This is a genomic window from Deltaproteobacteria bacterium (genome assembly GCA_016210045.1).
Lineage (GTDB): Bacteria > UBA10199 > UBA10199.
Window position 1 is genome coordinate 1 of record JACQUX010000029.1, and the last position, 21,347, is coordinate 21,347.

General features: G+C 61.2%; 16 protein-coding genes and 2 pseudogenes. 4 read left to right on the forward strand and 14 right to left on the reverse strand.

Annotation, left to right across the window (positions count from 1 at the left end; translation table 11 throughout):
* Nucleotides 1–148: 148 nt before the first annotated feature.
* Nucleotides 149–1,141 carry an IS5 family transposase gene (locus HY696_09255; GenBank protein ID MBI4238585.1) on the reverse strand — a complete coding sequence of 331 codons (993 nt, stop codon included), beginning with the start codon at nucleotides 1,139–1,141 and terminating at the stop codon, nucleotides 149–151.
* Between the two features lie 214 nt (nucleotides 1,142–1,355).
* Here HY696_09255 and HY696_09260 point away from each other — a divergent pair, with 214 nt between their 5' ends.
* From HY696_09260 to HY696_09270, 3 genes are all read left to right on the forward strand, one after another.
* Entirely contained in the window at nucleotides 1,356–1,709 is a 354-nt protein-coding gene (locus tag HY696_09260; protein ID MBI4238586.1) for a hypothetical protein, read from the forward strand.
* Nucleotides 1,693–3,678, forward strand: coding sequence for a hypothetical protein (locus HY696_09265; protein ID MBI4238587.1), 1,986 nt, complete (start codon nucleotides 1,693–1,695; stop codon nucleotides 3,676–3,678). Before HY696_09260 ends, HY696_09265 begins: the two co-directional genes overlap by 17 nt.
* A 237-nt stretch (nucleotides 3,679–3,915) precedes the next feature.
* Nucleotides 3,916–8,913: a hypothetical protein gene (locus HY696_09270; GenBank protein ID MBI4238588.1), complete on the forward strand. Its 4,998-nt coding sequence runs from the start codon at nucleotides 3,916–3,918 to the stop codon at nucleotides 8,911–8,913.
* 37 nt (nucleotides 8,914–8,950) lie between these two features.
* Here HY696_09270 and HY696_09275 read toward each other — a convergent pair whose 3' ends face one another.
* The 6 genes and pseudogenes from HY696_09275 to HY696_09300 form a co-directional block, all read right to left on the reverse strand.
* Complete coding sequence (locus tag HY696_09275; protein ID MBI4238589.1) at nucleotides 8,951–9,289, reverse strand: metallopeptidase family protein; 339 nt, start codon at nucleotides 9,287–9,289, stop codon at nucleotides 8,951–8,953.
* A gap of 52 nt (nucleotides 9,290–9,341) precedes the next feature.
* Nucleotides 9,342–9,827 carry an ATP-binding protein gene (locus tag HY696_09280; GenBank protein ID MBI4238590.1) on the reverse strand — a complete coding sequence of 162 codons (486 nt, stop codon included), beginning with the start codon at nucleotides 9,825–9,827 and terminating at the stop codon, nucleotides 9,342–9,344.
* Between the two features lie 39 nt (nucleotides 9,828–9,866).
* Nucleotides 9,867–10,124: pseudogene (locus HY696_09285) on the reverse strand (sensor histidine kinase).
* Nucleotides 10,122–10,435 (reverse strand): annotated as a pseudogene (locus HY696_09290) (response regulator). Before HY696_09290 ends, HY696_09285 begins: the two co-directional pseudogenes overlap by 3 nt.
* Before the next feature lie 23 nt (nucleotides 10,436–10,458).
* Nucleotides 10,459–11,169 (reverse strand): sensor histidine kinase, encoded by a 711-nt coding sequence (locus HY696_09295; protein MBI4238591.1) that lies wholly within the window; start codon nucleotides 11,167–11,169, stop codon nucleotides 10,459–10,461.
* A complete protein-coding gene (locus tag HY696_09300; protein MBI4238592.1) occupies nucleotides 11,162–11,989 on the reverse strand; it encodes an MASE1 domain-containing protein in 828 nt (275 codons plus the stop codon). Before HY696_09300 ends, HY696_09295 begins: the two co-directional genes overlap by 8 nt.
* 456 nt (nucleotides 11,990–12,445) lie before the next feature.
* On the opposite strand from HY696_09300, the gene HY696_09305 reads away from it, so the two are divergent.
* A complete protein-coding gene (locus HY696_09305) occupies nucleotides 12,446–13,996 on the forward strand; it encodes a hypothetical protein (protein MBI4238593.1) in 1,551 nt (516 codons plus the stop codon).
* A gap of 29 nt (nucleotides 13,997–14,025) precedes the next feature.
* Here the strand turns inward: HY696_09305 and HY696_09310 are convergent, their stop codons facing one another.
* The 7 genes from HY696_09310 to cpaB form a co-directional block, all read right to left on the reverse strand.
* Nucleotides 14,026–14,385, reverse strand: a complete 360-nt coding sequence (locus HY696_09310; GenBank protein ID MBI4238594.1) for a DUF192 domain-containing protein — start codon at nucleotides 14,383–14,385, stop codon at nucleotides 14,026–14,028.
* Nucleotides 14,386–14,409: 24 nt separating this feature from the next.
* On the reverse strand, nucleotides 14,410–15,330 hold the full coding sequence (locus HY696_09315; GenBank protein ID MBI4238595.1) for a hypothetical protein: 921 nt from the start codon (nucleotides 15,328–15,330) through the stop codon (nucleotides 14,410–14,412).
* A gap of 86 nt (nucleotides 15,331–15,416) precedes the next feature.
* Entirely contained in the window at nucleotides 15,417–16,313 is an 897-nt protein-coding gene (locus tag HY696_09320) for a type II secretion system F family protein (GenBank protein MBI4238596.1), read from the reverse strand.
* Nucleotides 16,310–16,966, reverse strand: coding sequence for a type II secretion system F family protein (locus HY696_09325; protein ID MBI4238597.1), 657 nt, complete (start codon nucleotides 16,964–16,966; stop codon nucleotides 16,310–16,312). Before HY696_09325 ends, HY696_09320 begins: the two co-directional genes overlap by 4 nt.
* The gene (gene tadA / locus HY696_09330; GenBank protein ID MBI4238598.1) at nucleotides 16,950–18,932 is read right to left on the reverse strand and encodes a Flp pilus assembly complex ATPase component TadA; all 1,983 of its coding nucleotides are present in this window, start codon (nucleotides 18,930–18,932) and stop codon (nucleotides 16,950–16,952) included. Before tadA ends, HY696_09325 begins: the two co-directional genes overlap by 17 nt.
* Nucleotides 18,929–20,512, reverse strand: coding sequence for a pilus assembly protein N-terminal domain-containing protein (locus HY696_09335; GenBank protein ID MBI4238599.1), 1,584 nt, complete (start codon nucleotides 20,510–20,512; stop codon nucleotides 18,929–18,931). Before HY696_09335 ends, tadA begins: the two co-directional genes overlap by 4 nt.
* Nucleotides 20,502–21,338: a Flp pilus assembly protein CpaB gene (gene cpaB, locus HY696_09340; protein MBI4238600.1), complete on the reverse strand. Its 837-nt coding sequence runs from the start codon at nucleotides 21,336–21,338 to the stop codon at nucleotides 20,502–20,504. Before cpaB ends, HY696_09335 begins: the two co-directional genes overlap by 11 nt.
* Nucleotides 21,339–21,347 lie beyond the last annotated feature (9 nt).

The following is a 21,347-nucleotide window of genomic DNA, read 5'->3' on the forward strand; positions in this document are numbered from 1 at the left end:
AGAGACCTTTGCATAAGCCACATCAGAGATAAGTTTTTCTCATCGAACACAACATTTTCAGCAGAAAAAGATCACGACACCGTTTTACGAGAGCGCTGTTGGTTGCAGACTCCGTTTTTCTCCTGTCCTTCGTCTCCTCTGGACACACTTATGCCCCGACCACGCCATACTGCTGCACAAAATGAGCGCCCTTGCGGACGTTGTACGCGATGGCCAGCAGTCCGCAATGAACCGTGTTGCGCAGTAATCCCAAAAAACGGGTTCGACCCATGCCGTAATGTCGCTTGAGGGTCCCAAACACCCGCTCGACAACACTGCGTGTCACGCCAATCTCCTTGTTGCGCTCTCGATCGGTGTCGCTGATCGGATGGTTCCGATACCCCTTGCGTTGAACGTGATTCCGAATGCCTCGCGCAGCAAGCTTCTTCTCCGTGGCTCGCGAGGCATAAGCGCTATCGGCGTACACCGCTGCCTCTTCTCCCGTGAACAGCTCTTCAAAACGCTGGCTGTCATGAACATTCCCAGGAGTCATGTCATAGCCGAGAATGAACCCGTCCTCGTCGACATTGGAATGGAAGCTATAACCGTACGTACTTGTCTTCTTCCCCCGTGTATTCTGTTTGACGTTCCACCCCGCTTCCGGATCTCGTGTTGCGCTCCCATCTTTGCGCTTCCCCGGTCCGCTCTGATGCGCTTCGATCACACTGGCATCAATAATACTCACCTGCCCCCATTGCATGATGATGTGCTGCGCTGTCAGCTGCCGATTCACTTCTGCCAACAGCTTTTCCCAGAGCGCATGAGCTTCAAGTTGTTGGCGAAAGCGGGACAGCGTACTGTGGTCCGGTGTCCCTTCATTCAATCCCAACAACACAAACTTCCGAAACACCAGGTCACGGGCAAGCTGTGCTTCCAGCTGTACATCGCTCAACCGATACCAGCAGCCGAGCAGTAAGCTCCGGAATAACGTCACCAGCGGATAACTGGGTCGCCCGGAGCGACTACTATAGATGGGGGAGAGAAGTCCTTCGATCGCACTCCAGTCCAGCACGGCAGTGACTCCATCCAAGCTGTGCAGTGCATGGTGATCCCGGATCATCCCGTCACTGAAACTCAACTGACTCGTCGTTGTTTGGCTCATCCCAGAAAACTACACGGATCACATCCCCTTTGCCGCAACAATCATGCCTTTATGCAAAGGTCTCTAATAATCTAACTCGATGACTGACAAACCCTGCTGGCCCATGAGTTGCAATCATTGGGCCGCATGAGACCTCTGTTGACGTTCTCACTGTTGATGCTCTTCCTCCTCCCCGCTACGGGGCGCGCTGCAACGGCCACATGGACCTTGCAATATGGCCGATGAATATCTCTTTGATCCGCAACACCTGCATTTCAACAACGGCCGCGCCACCATGCTTCCCGCACAATTTGTCGACGATACCCCCGCGCACTTCGAGTCGGGGGCTATGACAGATTCCCTGTGGGATGTGTTGCGCGGGCGTTTGGAGTTGGTCCTTGGCAAGTCCACCGGAGAATTCACCTCGCACATTTTCGACGCGGGAGCGCCGGTGCGGTGGGACACGATTGCGTGGAATCCCTCGGCCCCCTATGGCAAGGCATTGCCTGCACTGGGCGTCCACGAATCCGGATACGTCTCGGGAAACCTGGATATGTCAGGGAATATCCTCATTGTATCATTTCGATGAGCCCACGCAGGAGACGGGCAGCTTCATTCAAGATTACTCCGGGTACGAACATCATGGCTCGCTCGGCAATAATGCGGCACTCGGCGACGGCGCGCCGCTCGGTCAGGGATTGCATTTGCCCAACGACGTTAATGGCCCAAGAGACTATGTCATTGCCCAGTCGATCGCCAATTTTCCAACCGACGCCTTCACGATCAGTTACTGGATCAAAGGGACCATAGACAGTCAGGCTGTCCTGAACACAGCATTTTCATACAATGCACCAGGCAAGGAAAACGTTCTGTACATCACGCACACGTCATCGAACACCAGACTCGCCATTTTCGACAACGGATGGGGCGGGTTCCCTTTTGCGGTGAAGGAGGACGAATGGCAACATTTCGCTGTCACCTGGCAACTCACAAACAAAACGATACGTATGTACCGCAATGGAATCGCCATCGGGTCAGCGTTCAACCCAGCGGGCGTCCCACTGCCGCAAAATGGCACCATGGTGCTGGGACAGGAGCAGGATGGGCTGGGCACCGGCTTCGATAAAAACCAGGATTTTTCGGGACACTTCGACGAGCTCGCCATCTTTGATCGGGAACTCTCGGAACTGCAAATCAAGCAGCTGTATGATCGTTCGTTAGCCAATCTGCAACTAGGAGTGCGCATTTGCGAGACCGCAAATTGCGATGATCAAGATTTCCAGGGGCCCTATCACCAGACCGGAGCATTCACAGACATCGCGCATCCGCTCCGTGCGGACATCGACACACTACCCCACTTTCAACTTCAGGGATTTCCCCAGGGGAGATATCTGCAATACCGCGTGCATTTTGACGCGGTTCCCCCGTTCATCCCTGGCCTTAAGCGAGTGGCGATTGTCGCGTCCGGCGCGGCGCCGGGAAGTTGGACGATGCTGCAGAACAAATCCGGCCAACCCTTTGTTGGATTGAGCGGGTTCCAGGAAATCAAACCGGTGGGGAATCACCGCTATCAAATCTCTCCCAACGGCAAGGATTGGTATTTCTATACCGGGTCCGCGTGGCAACTCAGCACTCTGGAAGTGCCCATCGCAGACGCTGTGGCGGAAACAATGGTCGCGCAAACCAATACGGCGCAAGAGGTGCATCTCGCCATCTCCCAGTTCGTTGCGCAACACCACGCGGGGAGTTTCTTTTTCCGCGCGTTTCTTCAAACCGCAGACGACGGCGCATTCGGGAGCCTCGAGGGGATCGCGCTCGCCTTCACACCACCGCCCGCCGATCAACCGGTCGCCGCCTTTGCCGCACCGGCGTTCACCGTCGCCGAAGATGCAAAAACAGCAAACCTTGCCGTCACGATTTCCCAGGCGACGAATGAATCGGTGATTCTGGAAATCATACGCAGCACGTCAACGGCATCGCACACGCTCGATTATGAGCCGCCCGCATCCCAGGCCGTCATCCCCGCAGGGAAATTGAGTGCGGTCATTCCGGTCACCATTATCGACGACATCCTCGCCGAATCGGACGAGACCATCACCTTCATGCTGACCAACGTGACCAACGGCGGACTGGGCAACACCATGTTCACCACGTTAACGATTCAAGATAACGATACCCATGCCGAAGATGGCAACCTGGCCACCGAACTGGCAAATGCGAAGGCGGCGCTCGAGACCTTGAAAGCGGATTCTTCCGCGACCACGACGGCACTGGAAGAAAAGATCGCGGCACTGGAAGCGGCCCAAGCTGCCGCATCCACGAAAGTGGAAACCTCGAGCACCACAGCACTGGAGGAAAAGATCGCAGTGCTGGAAGCGGCCCAAGCCGCTGCCGCTGCAGAGACAACGACGACCGCAAAAGTGGAGGCCCCGTCTGAGGATGACACCGCGCAGAACACAGAGGAGGCAACACCTCCCACGATTATCCAAGTGCCCGCACAACCGGCCGCGCCTGCCTCTGGTGGATGTAGTTTGTGGATGCGTGGGGAAAGCCGATGAAAAAAAACCAGACCAAAGAAAAAAAACCAGACGGAGCAAACTGAATCAAACGCCAATTCAGTGACTTGCGATTATCATTTATGTTTTTTTTCGACAGCCCCCGCCCCTTAAGATCGCCCCCGTTTTTGCCCCATGAGAATCGCGTTTCCGCGCGTCTCAGGGCCATCCCCGCAGTGGAAAAATCAAGATTTGTCGGATAACTCGCAACTAATCTGTTGCCGCGCCGATATAGACAGTATGCGGGTGGCAATCCGAGGGCGCGGCCGGCGAGCACAAGCGAGGGATCCGGCGGCGACCGCGCGGGGGCAAACGATCACCGCGCCGACCCATGCCAGCCACCGCGCGCCCTATGCACCCGCCTCCACAACTGCGTATTCAGTCGCACGCGCAGGGAGCCGTTCACTGCGCACGACCCACGCCGCAGCTCTGCAACACCAGCCGCCTGCCACACACACCACTCCGCCGCCACACACTACGCGGGAAACAGAATCGTTCGGCACGTTGACGCTGCACACCATGCGGCCACTGACCATCCCGCCGCACCAGGTCATTCAACAGATCGCCAAGGTGTTCGGACCACCGCTCGATGCCACAGCGACTCCACAGCTGCACGCCATCGGCTGCGACCTGATCGCCCGACTCGCTACGGCATTCGCGACTTTGAGCGGCACGACCCAGCATATCCAGTATCAGCTCCAAATCTATGACTCCGCGAAACTCAATGCGGGAGTCACGGTCGTGGAAGAACGGTACGGCAAGGAACGCGTCCACCTCATCAGCCTCACGACGGGACTATTCGCATGCCTCTTTGCTGACGTCCTGACAACGGACCCCGCATTGCCCGCCAACGTTGACGCCGCTGTAGCAGGCCTGGCCGGCGCGTTAGCCCACGAACTCGCTCACCCACTCGACGACTTGGACCAGTTGGGGCTGAGCAAACGATGGGGCGAGACGGTTTCTTACCAAGCCTGTGAAATGCGCGCTGACATCGAGGGGATCCAGCTCTGCCGCGCGGCCCATCTGTCACCGACCGGCCTCTATGAGGCGCTCCAGGCTATGGTCGCCGGGGAGCGGCGGGCCACGGGGATAGTCGCCAACACGACGGGCACGCATCCGGCCGAAGGGTTGCGCCAGTGCACGCTGCGCAATTACCTCACTCAATTACAATATGCCGAAGGCGATCCGGACATTGAACCGCTGCATATCGCGGACATCGCCGCGTTGCGCGCCGAATTGGCGCGGTTCGTGCCTCCACCCCGTAAATGGTTTCGACTGGTCACCCCGCCGACGATTGAGGCCGCAATTGAGGCGCTGCAAGCGTGTGGCAGGCGACGTTCCAACAAACGTGACTATTTTTTCTCCTCGCAACAACAACGCCGTTTTACCTTTCTGGTCACCTGTCTCGATCGCTTCGTCCTGGCTGCGGGCGATACCATCACGGCCGCCCAACGCCGCCACCTCTTCACGTTTTACCGCGACTGGACCAATCCGACACGCCACTATCCCCCACTGCAGCATCAATACGAGGACGAGCCGGCTGACCAACAGGCCGCGAAGTATGGGAGCGACCGACAACATTATGCCGCGATCAGCCAGGCCCCGTTTTATCGCTCTACCGCCTTCCGCCGCTGGCTGCGCCGAACGATCGCGCAGGGAATCGCCCAGGACATCCAACGGGTTCGCGCTGCCCAGCGTCACGATCACTTCCTGCGTATGCCCTCGCGGGAAGAGCTCTGCTATGGGGCAGCCCGCTGCTTCCGGCGCATCGCCCCGCCCGACATCTTGTTGGATATCGTCGGCCCCACAATCCTGCGCGATATGCGGCACTGGCCTCGGCAGACAAAGCACCATATGCATTTGTATCCGTACCAAACCAATTTCCTCAAAGGTTTGGACGACGAATTCGAGGCCGAGCTGGCCGCCCGATTTCATGCCCAGGTCTTCCCCACACTCAGTCAGCGCGAACGGCAGTGGTTCGCGAAAGGTCAGGATGGCGGTTCGCAATACTATCGTTTCTTATTCCCGCGCCTTGTCTGGTGGCCCACCGAGACGGAGTCCCGCCGCCGCCCATTTCCATGGACCCGTGTATTGGCACTATTCGATGCGCGGCGCTATCCCACACGCCGTGCCGGAATGACCCGGTGGGCACACCACGTGTGGCGCCATCGCGGCGAATATGCGGTGCAGGAGCTTGCCGCCGGCAGCGGATGGCCGTTCGATTGGGAACTCGTGTTTCATCTGTTGGCGATCGACCCGACCGTAGGATGGAACGCGCTAGAACCCGCCGTACGCCGCTTCACTCGCTCGCAGGGCTATGTCCGTTTTTTGGAAACGCTCCACCAAGGTCCCGCCGAGCGTCGACGGACCAGCATCGGCGGTCAACCGAGCCGCTGGGCGCGCAGCGATCTGACCGCCGCGCTGGCGGGCAACGACAATCCGCATCTCGCGCCCGATTCCCCGCTCCGGCCGTTGGCGCGACGGACTGTCGCCGGCACGTACTTGGCGGCCCATCCGGCATGGTTGGCCAAACACTATTGCGCCGCCTTGGCGCGACACGTGGCGGAATCCGGTTCGCCCCGCGATGCCGCGGGTTTTTTGGCCGTCCACAACCTCCTGCTGCAGCAAGCATTCCACGTCGATTCGTGGAGTGTCGGACATGGTCAACATCTCGCGCTGACTGACGCGATCGCGGAGGGCATTGCCGCGCTCCCACTGACCGCCGACCAACGACGCAAATTGCTCCGATCGATCTTCATTAGAGAGTTCGGCCGAATAGAAGACACGACGTTCGCACCACATTGGTTGCATGATCGACAGCCAGTCGCCACGACCGTATTGATCTATGACGCCCTCCTCGCAAGCGGGGCCATCAGCGGCCCAAGCGACTTACTCGCGCAACTGGTCCGTACCTACCAGTCCCCCACGCGGAATTCGAATGCCCGCACTTACCCCTTCTTCCTCGGTTGGGTGACGACCCTCAATGCTTACCTCCAGCAGGAATTGGACACACTCGCCGCCGAACCTGACAGAACAGCCCGCTGCGCACAGCTGTGCGCCTTTGCCCAGCACGTGCTCGCTCCACCCCAGATGCACTACCCACATGGCCATCCAGACGAAGGGCATCATCGTTTGAAGTCTCGCGTCGTCGAACTCGGCTTGACGGCTCAGTTCACGCCCGAAGAGGCCAGCACATTCTTTGATGCCATCAGTGCCACCGGCGCGACCAAAGACACCGATCGTTTCTTGACGACGGTCTTGCTCCCACAGTTGGCCGTGGAAACCGCCACGCAGCGCGCCACGATTGAACGCCTGCTGCGCGAGAAACGCGTGGCCGATCGGCGGCTCCAAGTCATACTCGCGCGCCGGGTGATGGAACCGGAGATTGCCGCGCTGGCCACCACTCCGTTGTGCGCGGAACCACTCAATGCCCTAATCCAACGGCTTGACACGCTCGTCGCGACGCATTCGATGGACCGTGACCAATATCTCGAAGACCTGGCGTGGCGACTCGCGTGCCCGCCAGAACTGATCAGCCGCATCGAAGCGGCCAAGCAGATCGATTGGCGAAAGCTCAATCCCCTGCTGGTCAATATGCTCTCCTTCATCAGCACCTACGTCCAACAATGGGCTCCGGACGTGCGGCGCGCGATGATCGCCTATCTGCAAGACCCCGACGGACGCGGACTTCCTCCACTGGTCGACGCCGCAGTCCGCCCCTCGGACGGGGCCATGTTCAAAAATGACCGCGAGACGGCGATCCATTTGTTCGTGACCCAAGTCCAACATCTCCGCGCCGAAGAGCGCGTCCCGCTCATCGACCTGCTGCTCCACGCCGGCCGCCCCTCGCTGCTGGACACACCGGAATTTCCCCGCACGATCACGCGCGAACTGCTCCACTACGCGCCAGACGGAGTCGAGGAGCAGGCGTTATGCGCCTTCTTGGAGATTATCCCACCGCATGAACGATCGGTGAGCCTGGCGTACCTGCTCAGCATCCAGAACGAGGGACGACGCGGGATCAAGGCGATCTTCGAAGTGTTCGCCGCACCAGGCCGAAAAACTGGGCAGCGCGCCGCGATGTTTTGGACTGCGGCCCCCGCTGCCACGCGGGCGGAACTGGCCGACCTCAAAGACCGCGCTCAACCGCTCACCCTGGCCGAAATTTATCGCCGCATGGCCGAGACTTTAACTCCAGAAGAACGCCGCCGCATCCGCCGTCCCGTGCGGATCTTGGGGAGCGCCAGTACCCGCACCGCCGTGCTGGTAGAGCTCCACGATGGTCGCCACGTTGTGATGCTCGCGCAGCCGGCGCACGCCCATATCCAAGTCGCCACGAATCTGCGCCGCGGCCGCGCATTCTTGCACGCCCTGGAACGGCGGGGCTTTGCCGATACCACGCGCTTCTTTGGCGGCTTGTTAGACGCTACAGAAATCCATTTACAACGAGAACTGGCGATGTCCACCGAGGCACACCATCTCCGCACGGCCGCGGCCCAATATGCCGCCATCAACGAACGCCTGCGCCCCCACCTCGCCGGCTGGCGTTTTGTCGTGCCACAACTGGTCCCAGGATTTGTCGTCCGCGATTCGCTGCTCTTTATCGAATACCTGCCGGGCGTCGCCTTTCATCGCCTCCCGGACTCGGCGGATCGCGATACAGCGGGTGAGGCCATCGGCCGAGCCCTCGTGCATGCGCTCTTTCATCAACGGTTGATCAACGTCGATCCCCATGCCGGCAACTATCTCATTGACTCCGTCCGACGCCAAGTCGGCGTCATCGACTGGGGAGAGGTCGAGGAACTCCAATCGCGTGCGAGTCCACTTGAGGCCGATGACCATTATCACTTGGCCCAGTGGCTCGTAGCCTGTGCCCGCCGTGATCCGCGCGCCCTCACCCGCGCGGCACTCCGTCTGAGCACTACGCCAACCGCTACGCCGGAACAGTATCCAGGACTCGTCCCTGCCATCACGACCGCGATGGCGCAGACCAGCACGGTCTTCGACACGATGGTCGCGATAGCCAATGCCGTCGAGACATCGGGACTCCGTCTGGAGCTCCGCTTCGGCGCCGGCGCATTGCTCGCCCTCTTGATCCTCGCAAGCGAACACTATGCCCCCGCAACCGGACCCGGCAGCCTCAAACGCCTTCTGACCGCCGAGATCGGCCGCACCCTCCTCGCCAAGGCCCCCCGCACCCTCGCAGACCTCGGGGCGCGACTCATTGACTCCGTCTGAGGGTCTGCAAGTTTCTACGGCGACGGGAGAGCAGATCTTACTCGTACCCCAGCGCTGCGAGCTGCTCTTCCGTGAGACCGAAATAGTGGCCAATTTCATGGAAGAGCGTGGTGCGGATTTCGGCACGCAAGTCCGCTACGCTGCTACACATGGCCTCCAAGTTGCGCCGAAACAGCGTGATCTTATCGGGCATGTCGGGAAGATCCGTTGATGTTCGCTCCGGTAACGGCGTCCCTTCATAGAGACCCAGCAAGTCGGCATCATCGCATGACCGATCCTCGATCACGATGGCGATATTCTGAAGCGCTGCGCGGATCGGCGGCGGAAGCTCGGCCACAGCGGCTGTGACTACGGCTTCAAATTCCGCAAGGGTCATGGGACTTACGCTACCGCGATTGCCGCCTGGCGACAAGAGCGAGCGCCAACAATTACTGCGCGACGGTCTGCGCAGGCGGTGCTGCGTTGGCGCCCGCGCTGGGCGATTGCAGAGGCAATCGCACCGTAAACCGCGCCCCGGTGCCCGGCCGATTTTCTGGGATGACCTCACCCCCATGAGCCTCGACGATGCATCGACAGACGGCAAGGCCCACGCCAAACCCCGGCGTATTAAAGAGATCAACCGGTCGTCCCCGTTGAAACATCTCGAAGAGGGTCGCGAATTCTTCGGACACGATTCCCGGCCCGTCATCGGTCACACTAAACTCCACGTGCTCCGCATGGCGCGCTAACGCAAGCTGCACCGTCCCCTGATCGCGGGCATATTTCATGGCATTCTCGACGAGATTGATCACGACTTGCTGCAGTCGCTCCGCATCACACTGGACGACCACCGGTTCCTCGGGGAGATAGAGTTGTAACGTCAAGCCACGCCGTTGCAGATAGGGTCGCAGAGTGTCATAAACACTGTGCAACATGGCGCCCAGATCGACCCGAGCCCGATGCAGTTGCAATTGTCCCGCCTCGAATGATGAAGAGTGGAGGATGTTCGAGATGAGCCGATCCAACCGCCCGATGTTATACAGCGCAACTGTCAGACACTCACGTTGGGCGACACTCAGCGGGCCGGTCGCGCCTTGTTGCAACAACTCCATATCACTTTTCAAAATGGCCAGCGGGGTGCGCAAGTCATGCGCCACCATGGTGGCGAATTGCGACTTGGCGCGACTCAGCCGTTCTAACTCCACATTTTTCTCTCGTAACACGCGCGCCATCTCGTGTTTATAGAGCGCCAACTCGATCGACACGTGGAGGCCTTTTTCTTGAAATGGTTTCAGTAAATAGCCGGGACATCGTAGACATCTCGCAAGACCTGTGCGGTCGTGATGCCATCGCCGCGGTCTCGCAACATAATATCCATCAACACGACGTCTGGCGATTGTACGGCCGCTTGTTCCATCGCCTCAGCCTGCGTGGCTGCAGTGCCGACAACCGTATACCCGGATCGCCGGAGTCGATTCTTGATATCGAGCGCTACCACCGCCTCGTCTTCGACCACTAATACCCGTGCGTGTTGAGTGTGCATGACACCTCCGTTGTGTTGTGGTGCTACGCGGCGGATTCCGTTGCGAATTCCGCCTCTCGTCGTCGCCCCGCTTGTTTGGGCACGGACACAAGGACCGTAGTCCCCTCGTAGCTCCGTCGTTCCACACGCCCGGCCAACTGCATGACCAGGGCTTCGACTAATTGCCAGCCGACCGATGTCGCGCTCCCATCCGCAACATGGTCGTTTCCCACGCCGTCGTCGCGGACGGTCAGGTGATAGTCATACGCATCGTCCTCCACTCGAACCTGGATCGTCCCCCAACGCCCCTCCGGAAAGGCATGCGTCAGGGCATTGGTAATCAATTCATTGAGAATAATACTCACCGACACCCCGGTATCCATATCGACATAGTGTTGCCCCGCACTGATTCGCAGCTCAATATGCCGTTCCGCCGCGCCATACGTATGCATCAAATGCGCACACAGTTTTTGCACATAGGCTCCCAAATTAATCACGCCCGCACTGGCGGCATTGATTAATTGTTCATGCACAAACGCAATCGATTGGATGCGATTTTGGCTCTCCATCAAGACCCGCGCCAATTTCGGATCGGCCGCATCCGCCGGAAGATTGAGCAGGCTGCTGATGATCTGCAGATTATTTTTCACCCGATGATGCACTTCGCGAAGCAAGAGTTCCTTTTCCTCCAACGCAGCGCGGAGCAACGCTCGATCGCGCGTCAGATCTTGTCGTAATCCGTGCTGCTCATTCATGATGGCCGACGCCACCAAAGGAGGCGTTGTGGTCACCGGCCTGAAACGACCCCAACTCAAGCGTTGCCGCATCGACTGCAAAAAGCATCACGGCGATCAACGCGAGGGTGGCGGCGCGGCGCCCGAAACGAAACAACGCCCAGAGAAAAATCGGCATGCAGAGATACGGTTGCAAATACGGTACATAGGGAGGGCGAATAATCCGCAGGCCAAACACATACGCACTGACGACAAAGAGGAGGAGAAACATGATCGCCCCCTCCAGCGAACTGGCACGACCCCAGCGGATGTCGGGCCGGCGCGCCCAATAAAGAATGAATGGCGCAACGATCAGCGCACCGGTCGCATCGCCCAACCACCACGTCATCCAAATGGGCCCCAAATCGGCCCACACCGCCACACCGCCGAGGATTAAGGACAACACGCCGCGCGTCGCACTGATCATGGTGCAGAGGAGCGCGGCGAACAGGAAAAAACGAACAGTCGAGGCCAAATGATCAAAGGCGTATTGCGCATGCGCGTAGCGACGGACCAGCCACGCGCCGATCAACGCCTCCAGCGTATTCCCGATTGCGATCCCGAGCGACGTCCAGAGCGTACCGGCCGTCGTCACATTGACACAAAGCGCTCCGATAAAAATGGCCGGCCACACCCGCGGTCCCTTCAACAGCACCGCCGCCAGTGCAATGCCGGTGGGCGGCCAGATCGCCGTGGCGCTGGGATGGATATGGGCAAAATACAGTCCGAGCTTTCCGGCGGCAAAATAGACCAGGCAAATGGCAAGCAACAACGCCAGATCTTTCATCCGCTGCCAAACCATACACGGAACCCCCGCCCAGACGACAGATCCAGACCACCCTGCTGGGTTTCGTTGCGCAGATTAAATTATCGGAGAATGGGTTCAGCATAGGACATGGCTCCACGTCTTGTCACGCGACTTTTCCTCCAAGCCGAACGCACCAAGAATTTCCGGGAGTTGTCGACACTTCACACAACCGACACCACCCAAAACGGTCATGAGTAGATCCCCGAAAACCAGACGGAGCAAACCTAATCCGACTTCAATTCAGGGACTTCCGATGCTCCGTGCCTGAAGAATGGGTTACTCCGTCTGCAGAATTGTCTGCGGAATTGACTCCGTCTGGCTGGGGGAAACTGGGGGATCTATGGATGAGTGACCAGCCGATAGGGACACTATACGACAACCGCTTGACAGAGCGGCACCGGATGATGGAGAGACGGCCCACTATCCACCCTGGGGGGCACGGAGGTTACGATGGGTCGCTATTCTCTCAACGTCGCAGTCCCGGGGAATCCACAGATTACGCTCCACAATCACATCGACGCCGACAACTCAGACTTTGCGCTGTGTCCCAGTGGACGTCCGGGCGATACGGACGATCTCGTGATTGTGCAAGCGGCGAACGGCAAGACCGAATATCTCTGTGCCGATCGGGCCCAAGCCTATCTCGAACCACTCGGGCTCTGGCCGCTCACCGGACCCTGGCACCAAGTCACCGCACAACTGAGCGCCATGAAGACAGAGCAGCGCATTGGGCGGCTGGAAGATCCGGACTGCCCGGCCTCCGTACGGATCGGCGTGTTGGAGGAATTGCGAGACACCTGGGATTCGCTGACACCGGCACTCCAACAGCACGCGCTGGATGCCGCGTTGCCGTATCTGTTGCACGAAAATCAATCTGTACGGCTGGCCGTAGCACAATGGGTGGCCCCCTACAGTGCCGATCCGGAGGTGATGAACCAACTGGGCCAGGCATTGCTGCTGACGGACTCCAATGACATACGACTGCAAGACATTTTCCTGGCGATCGAACAAACACCGCAGTGCTTAACTGAAGCGGCCGAAGGGGCTCTGCGCGCCTACTATGAACGGGTGTCCGGCCAAGATCCACAACGTCGGACGCTCTTGCGGCTCCTTCGTCAGAAAGGAACTGGGGCCACAGCAACGATCAGTCTCTTTGAACAAACGGCGCGCCAAGGGACCGATCCACTCGCGGAGGAGGCGCTCGCAGCATTGCAGCAAACGGCACCGGAGACCTGGAAGGCAGTCCTCGCGGCCCGCGCGGTCGATCCTCACCCGTACATTGCCGCTCGTGCCCTCGCGGAGCTCGCGCCGCTCGATCCGTCAAAGGCCCTCAGTCTGTTCATGACCCAAGGGATCACCCGCTACTCCACTCGGGCGAAGGGCCTGACCAATCAAATGGCTCCGCTCATGATAGCCATCGAGACCGTCGTGCAGCGCTGCCGCGATCCAGAATCCTGGACCGAAGCCACGCGCACCGCAGTAGCCAAGGAATTGGCGCACATCTTTGAGCTCGATTTTGCGTATGATCGTTCACTCACTAGTATCGCCATCAGCGCCCTTGACGTGATGTTCCGTTTAGACCCCGCCACGGCAGTACAGTACACAGCGCCTTTCCTCAACAGTGCAAACGTCGAGTCCAACGGGTATCGCGACTATGCGCTGATGAAGGGCTATACGATCGGGTTTCGTCGACTGGCGCGAATCGACCGGGACCACTGGTCCACAACACGCATACAGATTGGACAAGCACTCGCCATGATGATCGTTCAAAAGCGAGGTGACAGCTACTATCGCGCCACCGTGGCCCGCGCGCTGTGTCTCTCTCCTCACGAGAGCTTCCGCGATCTCATCGAACAGGCGATCGGCGACCGGACCGATTGGTTCGGCCGGAGCAACTCGGACCTGGTCGACGATCTGCGCGGTGCGATTGCCAAACTCGATGGGAAGAACGCGAGATGTGCAACCAACGAGCTCTTCGAACCATTGCCGACTGGTGAGTAGGAGCCGTGAGGAAAAATTCCCGAGCGTGGTCACACGAAATGGCCAGGCAGGTATTCAATGACTGCATCCGCAGGATGCAGCGGACGATCGCAGTGCCAGGGATGGGCCGGGGTCATCTGATGGAGCGAGCCGATCGGGACATCGGCGCGGAGCCATTGCAGAGTGATTGGGAATTGCATCCCGCGCATCCAGAGCGGCCAACGCCACGCGAAGGGAAAAATAAACAACATGCCATCGATGTTTGACCATGTCGCCAAACTCGTGCCGGCTAATCCGCGCATCCGCTGGCGCCACGAATGCGCCACGGCCAGTCGATAGCCCACGCCACCCACGCACCGCACCACCACGCGATATTGCAACCCACGCACGGTTATTGTGTCCGCAGCCATGCAACACCCATCCCACTCCGCCACTTACGCACTCGTCACGCCCATCACCCAATAGCCGTACACCGTCCCCTCCCCTTCGAGGCGTGCGATCGAGAGCGCGAGGCCGGAGATCGCGTCGCGCGGTTGATGCAGACTCACCGGTCCCGGTGAGACCACTTGCTCCAGGCCAACGAGCAGCAATTCGCCCCACGGGAGGGCCGCGGCGACATCCACGGCGTGTAATTGTAAACGAGGTCCGTCGGCCGCAGCATTAAACCACGCGCGCGCTTCGGCGTTCAGCGTAGTGAGGCGGAGTCCGACATCGAACACCAGCACGCCGTGCGGCACGATGTCGGCGGCGTGCAACGCCCAGTGCCAGTGGTCCGGCGTGGGCGCCAAATGGGACTGCTGCGATGCACCACGCGCAACATTCGCATGGACTGCAGGGGCTCGGCGGCCGTACCACCAACTGCCGGCGCCCACGGCGAGCAACAAATTCAGGATACGCACGACCGAAATTCCACGATCGCCACGCACGGCGCGCACGGCAGCGCGCAGATCGTAACAGATTCCGAGTCGTGTACTGCGGAGATCGCGACCGAGACAAAGCGGTGCACGACTCTTGTGGAGCTCATATCCATCGGGAGTCGGACGGTTCGCCGACCAGAGCGCATCCCAGAGCCGCGCATCGTGCGGGCCCGTGCGTGTCACTTGGCGCACGGAAGTACCACGCGCGTCGACGAGCACAGCGGCTGCGACGGCTGGCTCCGCGAGCCACGACACGAGCGGCAGTTGATCGAGGAGACGTTGTGATTGCGCCGTCGCGACCTCGGCGACCATCGCTTGAAAATGATATCGTGCCGCACTCTCCGCCGCTTCTGTGGCCCGCGCGCTCGACCACGCGTCGAGCGCCCAAGGGACGAGGCCGCTGGTCACGAAGAGCAGGAGAAGCAATGCAAAGTGCACATTACAAAATGCAAAATGCAAAATCTTTCGGAGTCCACGTCGTCCATTTTGGATTTTGCATTTTGATATTTGCATTTTGCCTTTCCCTAAAACATCCCCTCCCACCCGTATGTTACGAAACCGGCGATCAGCCCGCCGAGCACGAGGCAGAAATACGCCGGGAGGATGCAAATGATGGTCGGGAGCAGCAACAGTTGACTCGCCACGGCCCCGCGGCGTTCCGCATGTTGGAAGCGTTCGGTGCGCAACGCGACGGCCTGCGCCTGCAGCAACTCCGCAATCGGCGTGCCGAGGCGTTGCGCTTGCGCAAGCAACGCCACAAAACGCTCTACGGCGGGCACCGCCGCGCGAACCGCGAAGCCGCGCCAGGCAGCTGCCTGGCCGACGCCAACCACCAGATCGGCACGCAGTTGGTCGAGCAATCGACGCAGCGGCGAATCGGGCAGCGCCTCGGCGACACGCGCGGTGGCCGACGTCAGATCGAGACCGGCCGCCACGGCCGTCGCCAAGAGTTCCATGACCATTGGAAGTACACGCTCGATGGAGTGACACCGCGCCAACCAGGCACAGCGCAACCACACGCCCGGCAACGTCACACCGCAACAGAGGGCCGGGAGAATGCTGCGCGCGCCGAGCGACGTGCAGACGGTGAAGAGGCTTCCGAACAACACGACCAGCACGCCGACGCCTGCAACCAGATGTTCACTCCGCCACGCCCGCAGCCCAAGGCCGACGAAGACTTGATCCAGTTGTTGGCGATACACGTCGCACCACGGCCGCTGTAACCACGGGCGCAACTGCACCGCCAGCGGCCCGATCAGCACGGCCATCCAGGCTGCGCCGGACGTCGTCATCTGCAAGCGCACGCGCGCGGCCTGCCGCGCCTGCTGGTCCGCGCCCCATGCCACAAGGACGGCGACGCCCACGCCCAGCGCGCCACAAAAGAGTAGGGCCACCACCACGGTGCCAATGGACGCCATCATGAAATCTCCACACGCACGATGCGTGAAATCCACAACAGCCCCAACATTTCCAACACCAGCCCGGCACCGAAAAACAGTCGCCCCAACGCCGTGGTCCAAAGCGGCGTCACGAATTGCGGCGCAAAGCGCGCTAACACGGCGAGTAGCAGCAGCGGCAGTCCGGCAATGATGAGGCCGCTGACCATCCCTTGCGTGACCATCACGCGCACCCGCCCCCGCACGCGGGCTCGCTCCCGCATCGTTGCAGCGAGCTGCTGCAACACGGCGATCAGATTGCCGCCCGCCGCGTGTAGCGCGCCGAGGGCGAAGAGGAGTTGCTCCACGTCGTCGCCACCGATGTCGTCGCGTAAAGTGCGCAGCGCACCGGCGAGCGGCATCCCGAGTTCCAATTCAGCAGCGACTCGGGCAAAGGCGGGGCGCACAACCGGCGCCCCCTGCGCAGCCACAAACTGCACCGCGTGCGACAACGGCAATCCGGCGCCGAGCGCGTTTGCGAGCAGCGTCACGGCCTCCGGCATCTCGCGTTGGGCCGCACGCCGCTGGCGATAGATGCGCCCCGCAGCAGTCCGCGGGGCAGCCGCCTCCCTCTCCCTTTGGGGAGAGGGTTGGGTGAGGGGGAGGACATCTCGCAGATTATTACGCAGTCGGCGCATCGGCGACCTCCTGCAGTTCGACGGTATCGCCCGCCAAACCGACGACGGCCATCACGTCCGCAACCGCCCGCTCCCCGGTCGCCCGCCGCACCACTTGCACGACGACATCGAGTGCGCCGACAACTTGTTCGTAAATGGCGCGCAGCGGCAGATCGACGCCGGCGAAACAGACGAGCGTCGCTAAGCGCGCGATTGCCTCGCGCGGACTGTTCGCGTGGAGTGTGGTGAGAGACCCATCGTGTCCGGTATTCATCGCTTGCAACATATCGAGCGCCTCGCCGCCGCGACATTCGCCGACAATAATCCGGTCCGGACGCATCCGCAGCGCGGTGCGCACCAAGTCGCGGATCGTGATCGCGCCCGCCCCTTCCAAATTGGCCGGCCGTGCCTCGAGACGCACGACATGCGGCTGTTGCAACTGCAATTCCGCCGCGTCTTCGATCGTGATGATTCGTTCGGTCGCGGAGATACAACCGGAGAGGGCATTCAGCAGCGTCGTCTTGCCGCTCCCCGTGCCGCCGACCACGAGGATGTTTTTCCGCGCCCGCACCAACGCCGCCAACTGTTCCGCACGCTGCGCCGTAACGGCGCCGCGTTCCTGAAGCCGCGCCAATGTCCACGCCGTTGTTCCAAAGCGACGAATGGTTAGGATCGGGCCATTCAATGCGAGCGGCGCCAGGACAATATTCACACGCGCTCCATCCGACAGCCGCGCATCGACGATTGGCGAGCTCTCATCCACACGACGTCCCGCGCCGCTGACGATCCGCTCGATCACGCGTTGTAACTGTCCTCGGTGCCGGAAATGCACCGCCGTCCGCGTGAGTCGGCCTTGCCGCTCCACGTAGACTTCGTTCGGTCCATTGACCATCACCTCCGTGACATCGGGATCGGCGAGCAAGACCTCTAATGGACCGAGCAGTAAGGCTTCATCGAGGAGTTCAATCAGCAACTGCGTGCGATCCACGGTGGCCGGGAGCGCTGCGGCATGGGCGTCGAGCACGCGGACCATCACGGCCTCCGCGGCGATGCGCCGTGGGTCCTCGTTGGGCGTGGACATGCACGGTGTTGCTGCTGCGGGCAAGGTAGCGGCGTCCGCTTCTGAAAAAAATTGATCGAGCAAACGATCCTTGAGCCCATCAAGCGACGGCGGGGCCGCTTCCGTCGAGACAGGCGTCGCAGTCCGTTCGGTGCGCAGTTGCGGGAACAGCTGTTCCGGACGGACGACGTCGGGGGCCAACGGCGCCACGGCGACCCAGCGATCGCAACCTTCGCGCAATGCGTACACCCATCCGGGCGATGGTCGACGCATCGCCAGTGGCAGTCCTTCGGCGGTGGCCGCAGCGGCCAATGGCTCGTCAGGGAGCGCGAACACGAGAGGATGGCCGAGCCGTTCCGCTGCGGTCACGACGGAGATTGGGGCTTGGTCGCCCCATCGATTCCCACACACCAATCGGTGCGGCGCCGCAATAAACGCGCGTTGCCAGGCCGCAAGCAGGCGCACGGCGGCATGCAGCGCGCCCGGATCCGGCGTGACGACGCAGGCCCAGTGCGTAACCCACGGCCACCACGCCGCGATGTCGGGCGTCAGACGACTCCCGGCATCCAGCACGACCGTGGAATATTGTGCGCGCAACGCCGCCATCGCGCTGGACAGCTGCGTGGTCAGCGCCGCAGTCGGCAGCGCGGTGTCGCACGCCACAGCGCTCAGCGGGCGACTCGGCACGGCCAGAAATCCCTCCAGCGCGGCCCCGCGCCAGCGCGTCCACGCGTCGCGTGCAGCGGTCCAGCTGCGCAGCTGGGCCACACCGAGTTGGCTGGCCACGTCGCCGGCGTGATCGCGGTCGGCGTCGATCAACAGCACGCGTTCCGTGGGATCTTCGGACCAGACAATCCCGAGATTGACTGCCAGCGTCGTGCAGCCGACACCATCTTTAGCGCCCATCACGCAAACGACGCGGGTCATTGTAATGCCTCCGGGAGTTGGATCACGCGCGCGGGATGGGCTGGAGACGCTGCGGGGGTGCGCGGCACCGGTGTCTCCGTGATTGCCGTGGCATTCGTGGTTACGTCTTCGTGATCGCGGCGCGGTGATCGGGCAAACTCGGGCCGCGACCAACGCGACGCATCGCGCGTCCGGATGCGTTTGGTCGGTGGCCGTTCCAGCTCCTGACGCAACGCCTCCCAGTCCTGCAGCGCTTGTTCCGCGCGGGTCGCATGCGTCGTGGTCCGCGGCGTCACGAAGATCACGAAATCGGATTGGCGCGACTGGAAATCCTTCGAGAGGGCCAACGTGAACAGCGCCGACGAGGTGTCGACACCGTCCGGAATTTTATTCCAACTCGTGGCCGCGCCGTGATTCCACAGACCGCCGAGGATAATGCTCTCACCGCTCTTGCAATATGCGCTGGTGGCAATGGTGCGTCGATCGATCGCGCGATTTTCGCCGCTCCCTAACGCGGAGATCGTCGCGTTGATTTTCAGATCGACGTCGTCGCCGTACGCGATCGGTTCGGCTTCGATCTTTACACCGACCTCTTTGAATTGCACACCTTGGCCGCTTTGATACGGGACTTCGCTTCCGCTGAAGAACACGGCGTTCTCGCCGCTCTTCACCACGAGATTCGGATGTTCGAGGATCTTCGCTTCGCCGCGTTCGCGCGCCAAATGGACTTTCGGCAACAGATTGAAGACCACGCCGACAGCGGAGCCGAGCAACCCACCGAGTCCCTCGCCGTGACTCCGCGCCGTGGCGCCCGGCGTCCACCGCACGCCGAATCCGCGCAACGCGCTCTTCTTCAATTCCATGAAGTAGACATCCAAGTGCACCATTGGGCGTTCGCCCGGGGCGCGCGTGGTGTTCCGCACTTCGAGTAAATTCACCACGGCACTGTGATAAATACGTGCAATCTGCTCCGCCCGTTTGGCCGCTTCGGGGCTGTATGCGATCCCTTCGAGCAACAGTTGGTCTTGCACCCGCCGCACAGTGATGCCGGGACGCCCCACGGCACGTGCGATGTCCGCACTCAAACGGTCGAGGGCCTTCGCGCCCAATCGCACCGCATTGCGGACATGCGGCTCGCTGGCGGCGAGCGCGTCGGCTCGCGCCAAGGCCGCTGCAGAATCGACTTCGCCTTCGAGCACGATCTCATCGCCGCGCCGTACGAACCGGAGCCCGGCAGTCCCAATGGCCGTGGAGGCCTTGGCCTGGATCGCGGCCAAGTCGGCGCTCGTCACTTGGACCGGAATGACATCGCGCTGCACGCCTTGCTGATCCCACAACGTGAGTGTCACCGCGCCGGGGGCGCGCGCGTTCAAATACACTTCGCGGCGACTGTCCCGCACTACGAAGTCGCAGACCGAGGGATCGGTGATCGCGGCGTCGCCGATTTCGTAATCGGTGGTGAGCGTCGACGATTGTCCTTTCACCAGCTGCTGCGCGCGCTGTTCTACGGCCCAGAGCGGCAGCGCGACGAACAGCACGGGCCAGCAGATGAGAAACGCACGCACCCACCTACGCACGGCATGGCAGTCGTTAGCGTCCACGATATTCCCTCCTGCGAATCAGGCTGGAGAGCCCGGTGACGTTTGCGGCCGTAGCCGGGGCCAAGATCGGCGCAGCCTCCTCGTGTTCGCCGTTCCCACGCAGCGTTAAATGCACGACGCCGTTTTCGACCGCAAACACCACGCGCTGGGCCTCTTCCGGCGTCACGGCCAATGTGACCGTGCCCTCGCTCGCGGCCTCACGCCGCGCCGCGAGCGTGGACGCCGCGTCGAGTTTTAGATCGCGCAGCGGCGCCGTGCCGCTGATCTCCCGATTCACCGCCAGCACTTCCAAATTGCGCAGCACCGTGAAGACCGAAGTCTCCGCGGCGTCGCGCGCGCCGAAATCGAAACTAACCAACAGGTCCACGCGGTCGTGGGGACGCACCAGTCCGCCCGCGGCGCGCGCGGCTTGATACGGCACACTCACGGCACGGCGCCCCGCCGGGACCGCAGCCGCGACCTGCGCCGCCTGCGTGGCGGGCGCGATCCGCGTATCAGTGATCGGCTCGCCGGCACGCAGCCCAGTGAGCGTGACCAGCCCCACGGCATCTTCCGCGCGCGTCAGCACGCCGGCGGGGATAAACTGCCGTGGGATGGCAACGATCCGCAGATGCGTCGGCGCCAGGGCCACGCCCGCAGGGAGATCGGTCGCCGCCGTCAGCACCGGCACCGACCGCCCCTGCGCTCGCAGCCAGGCATCGCGGCCGCTAAAGTAGACGAGACTAATCAAGGCCGCGATCGCGCCGCAGACCACTGAGACGGGACCTCGATACCGATTAAGGCGATCCAAAAGATGTAACGACCCGCGCTCTGGCTCATTGTGCATATTGCTATT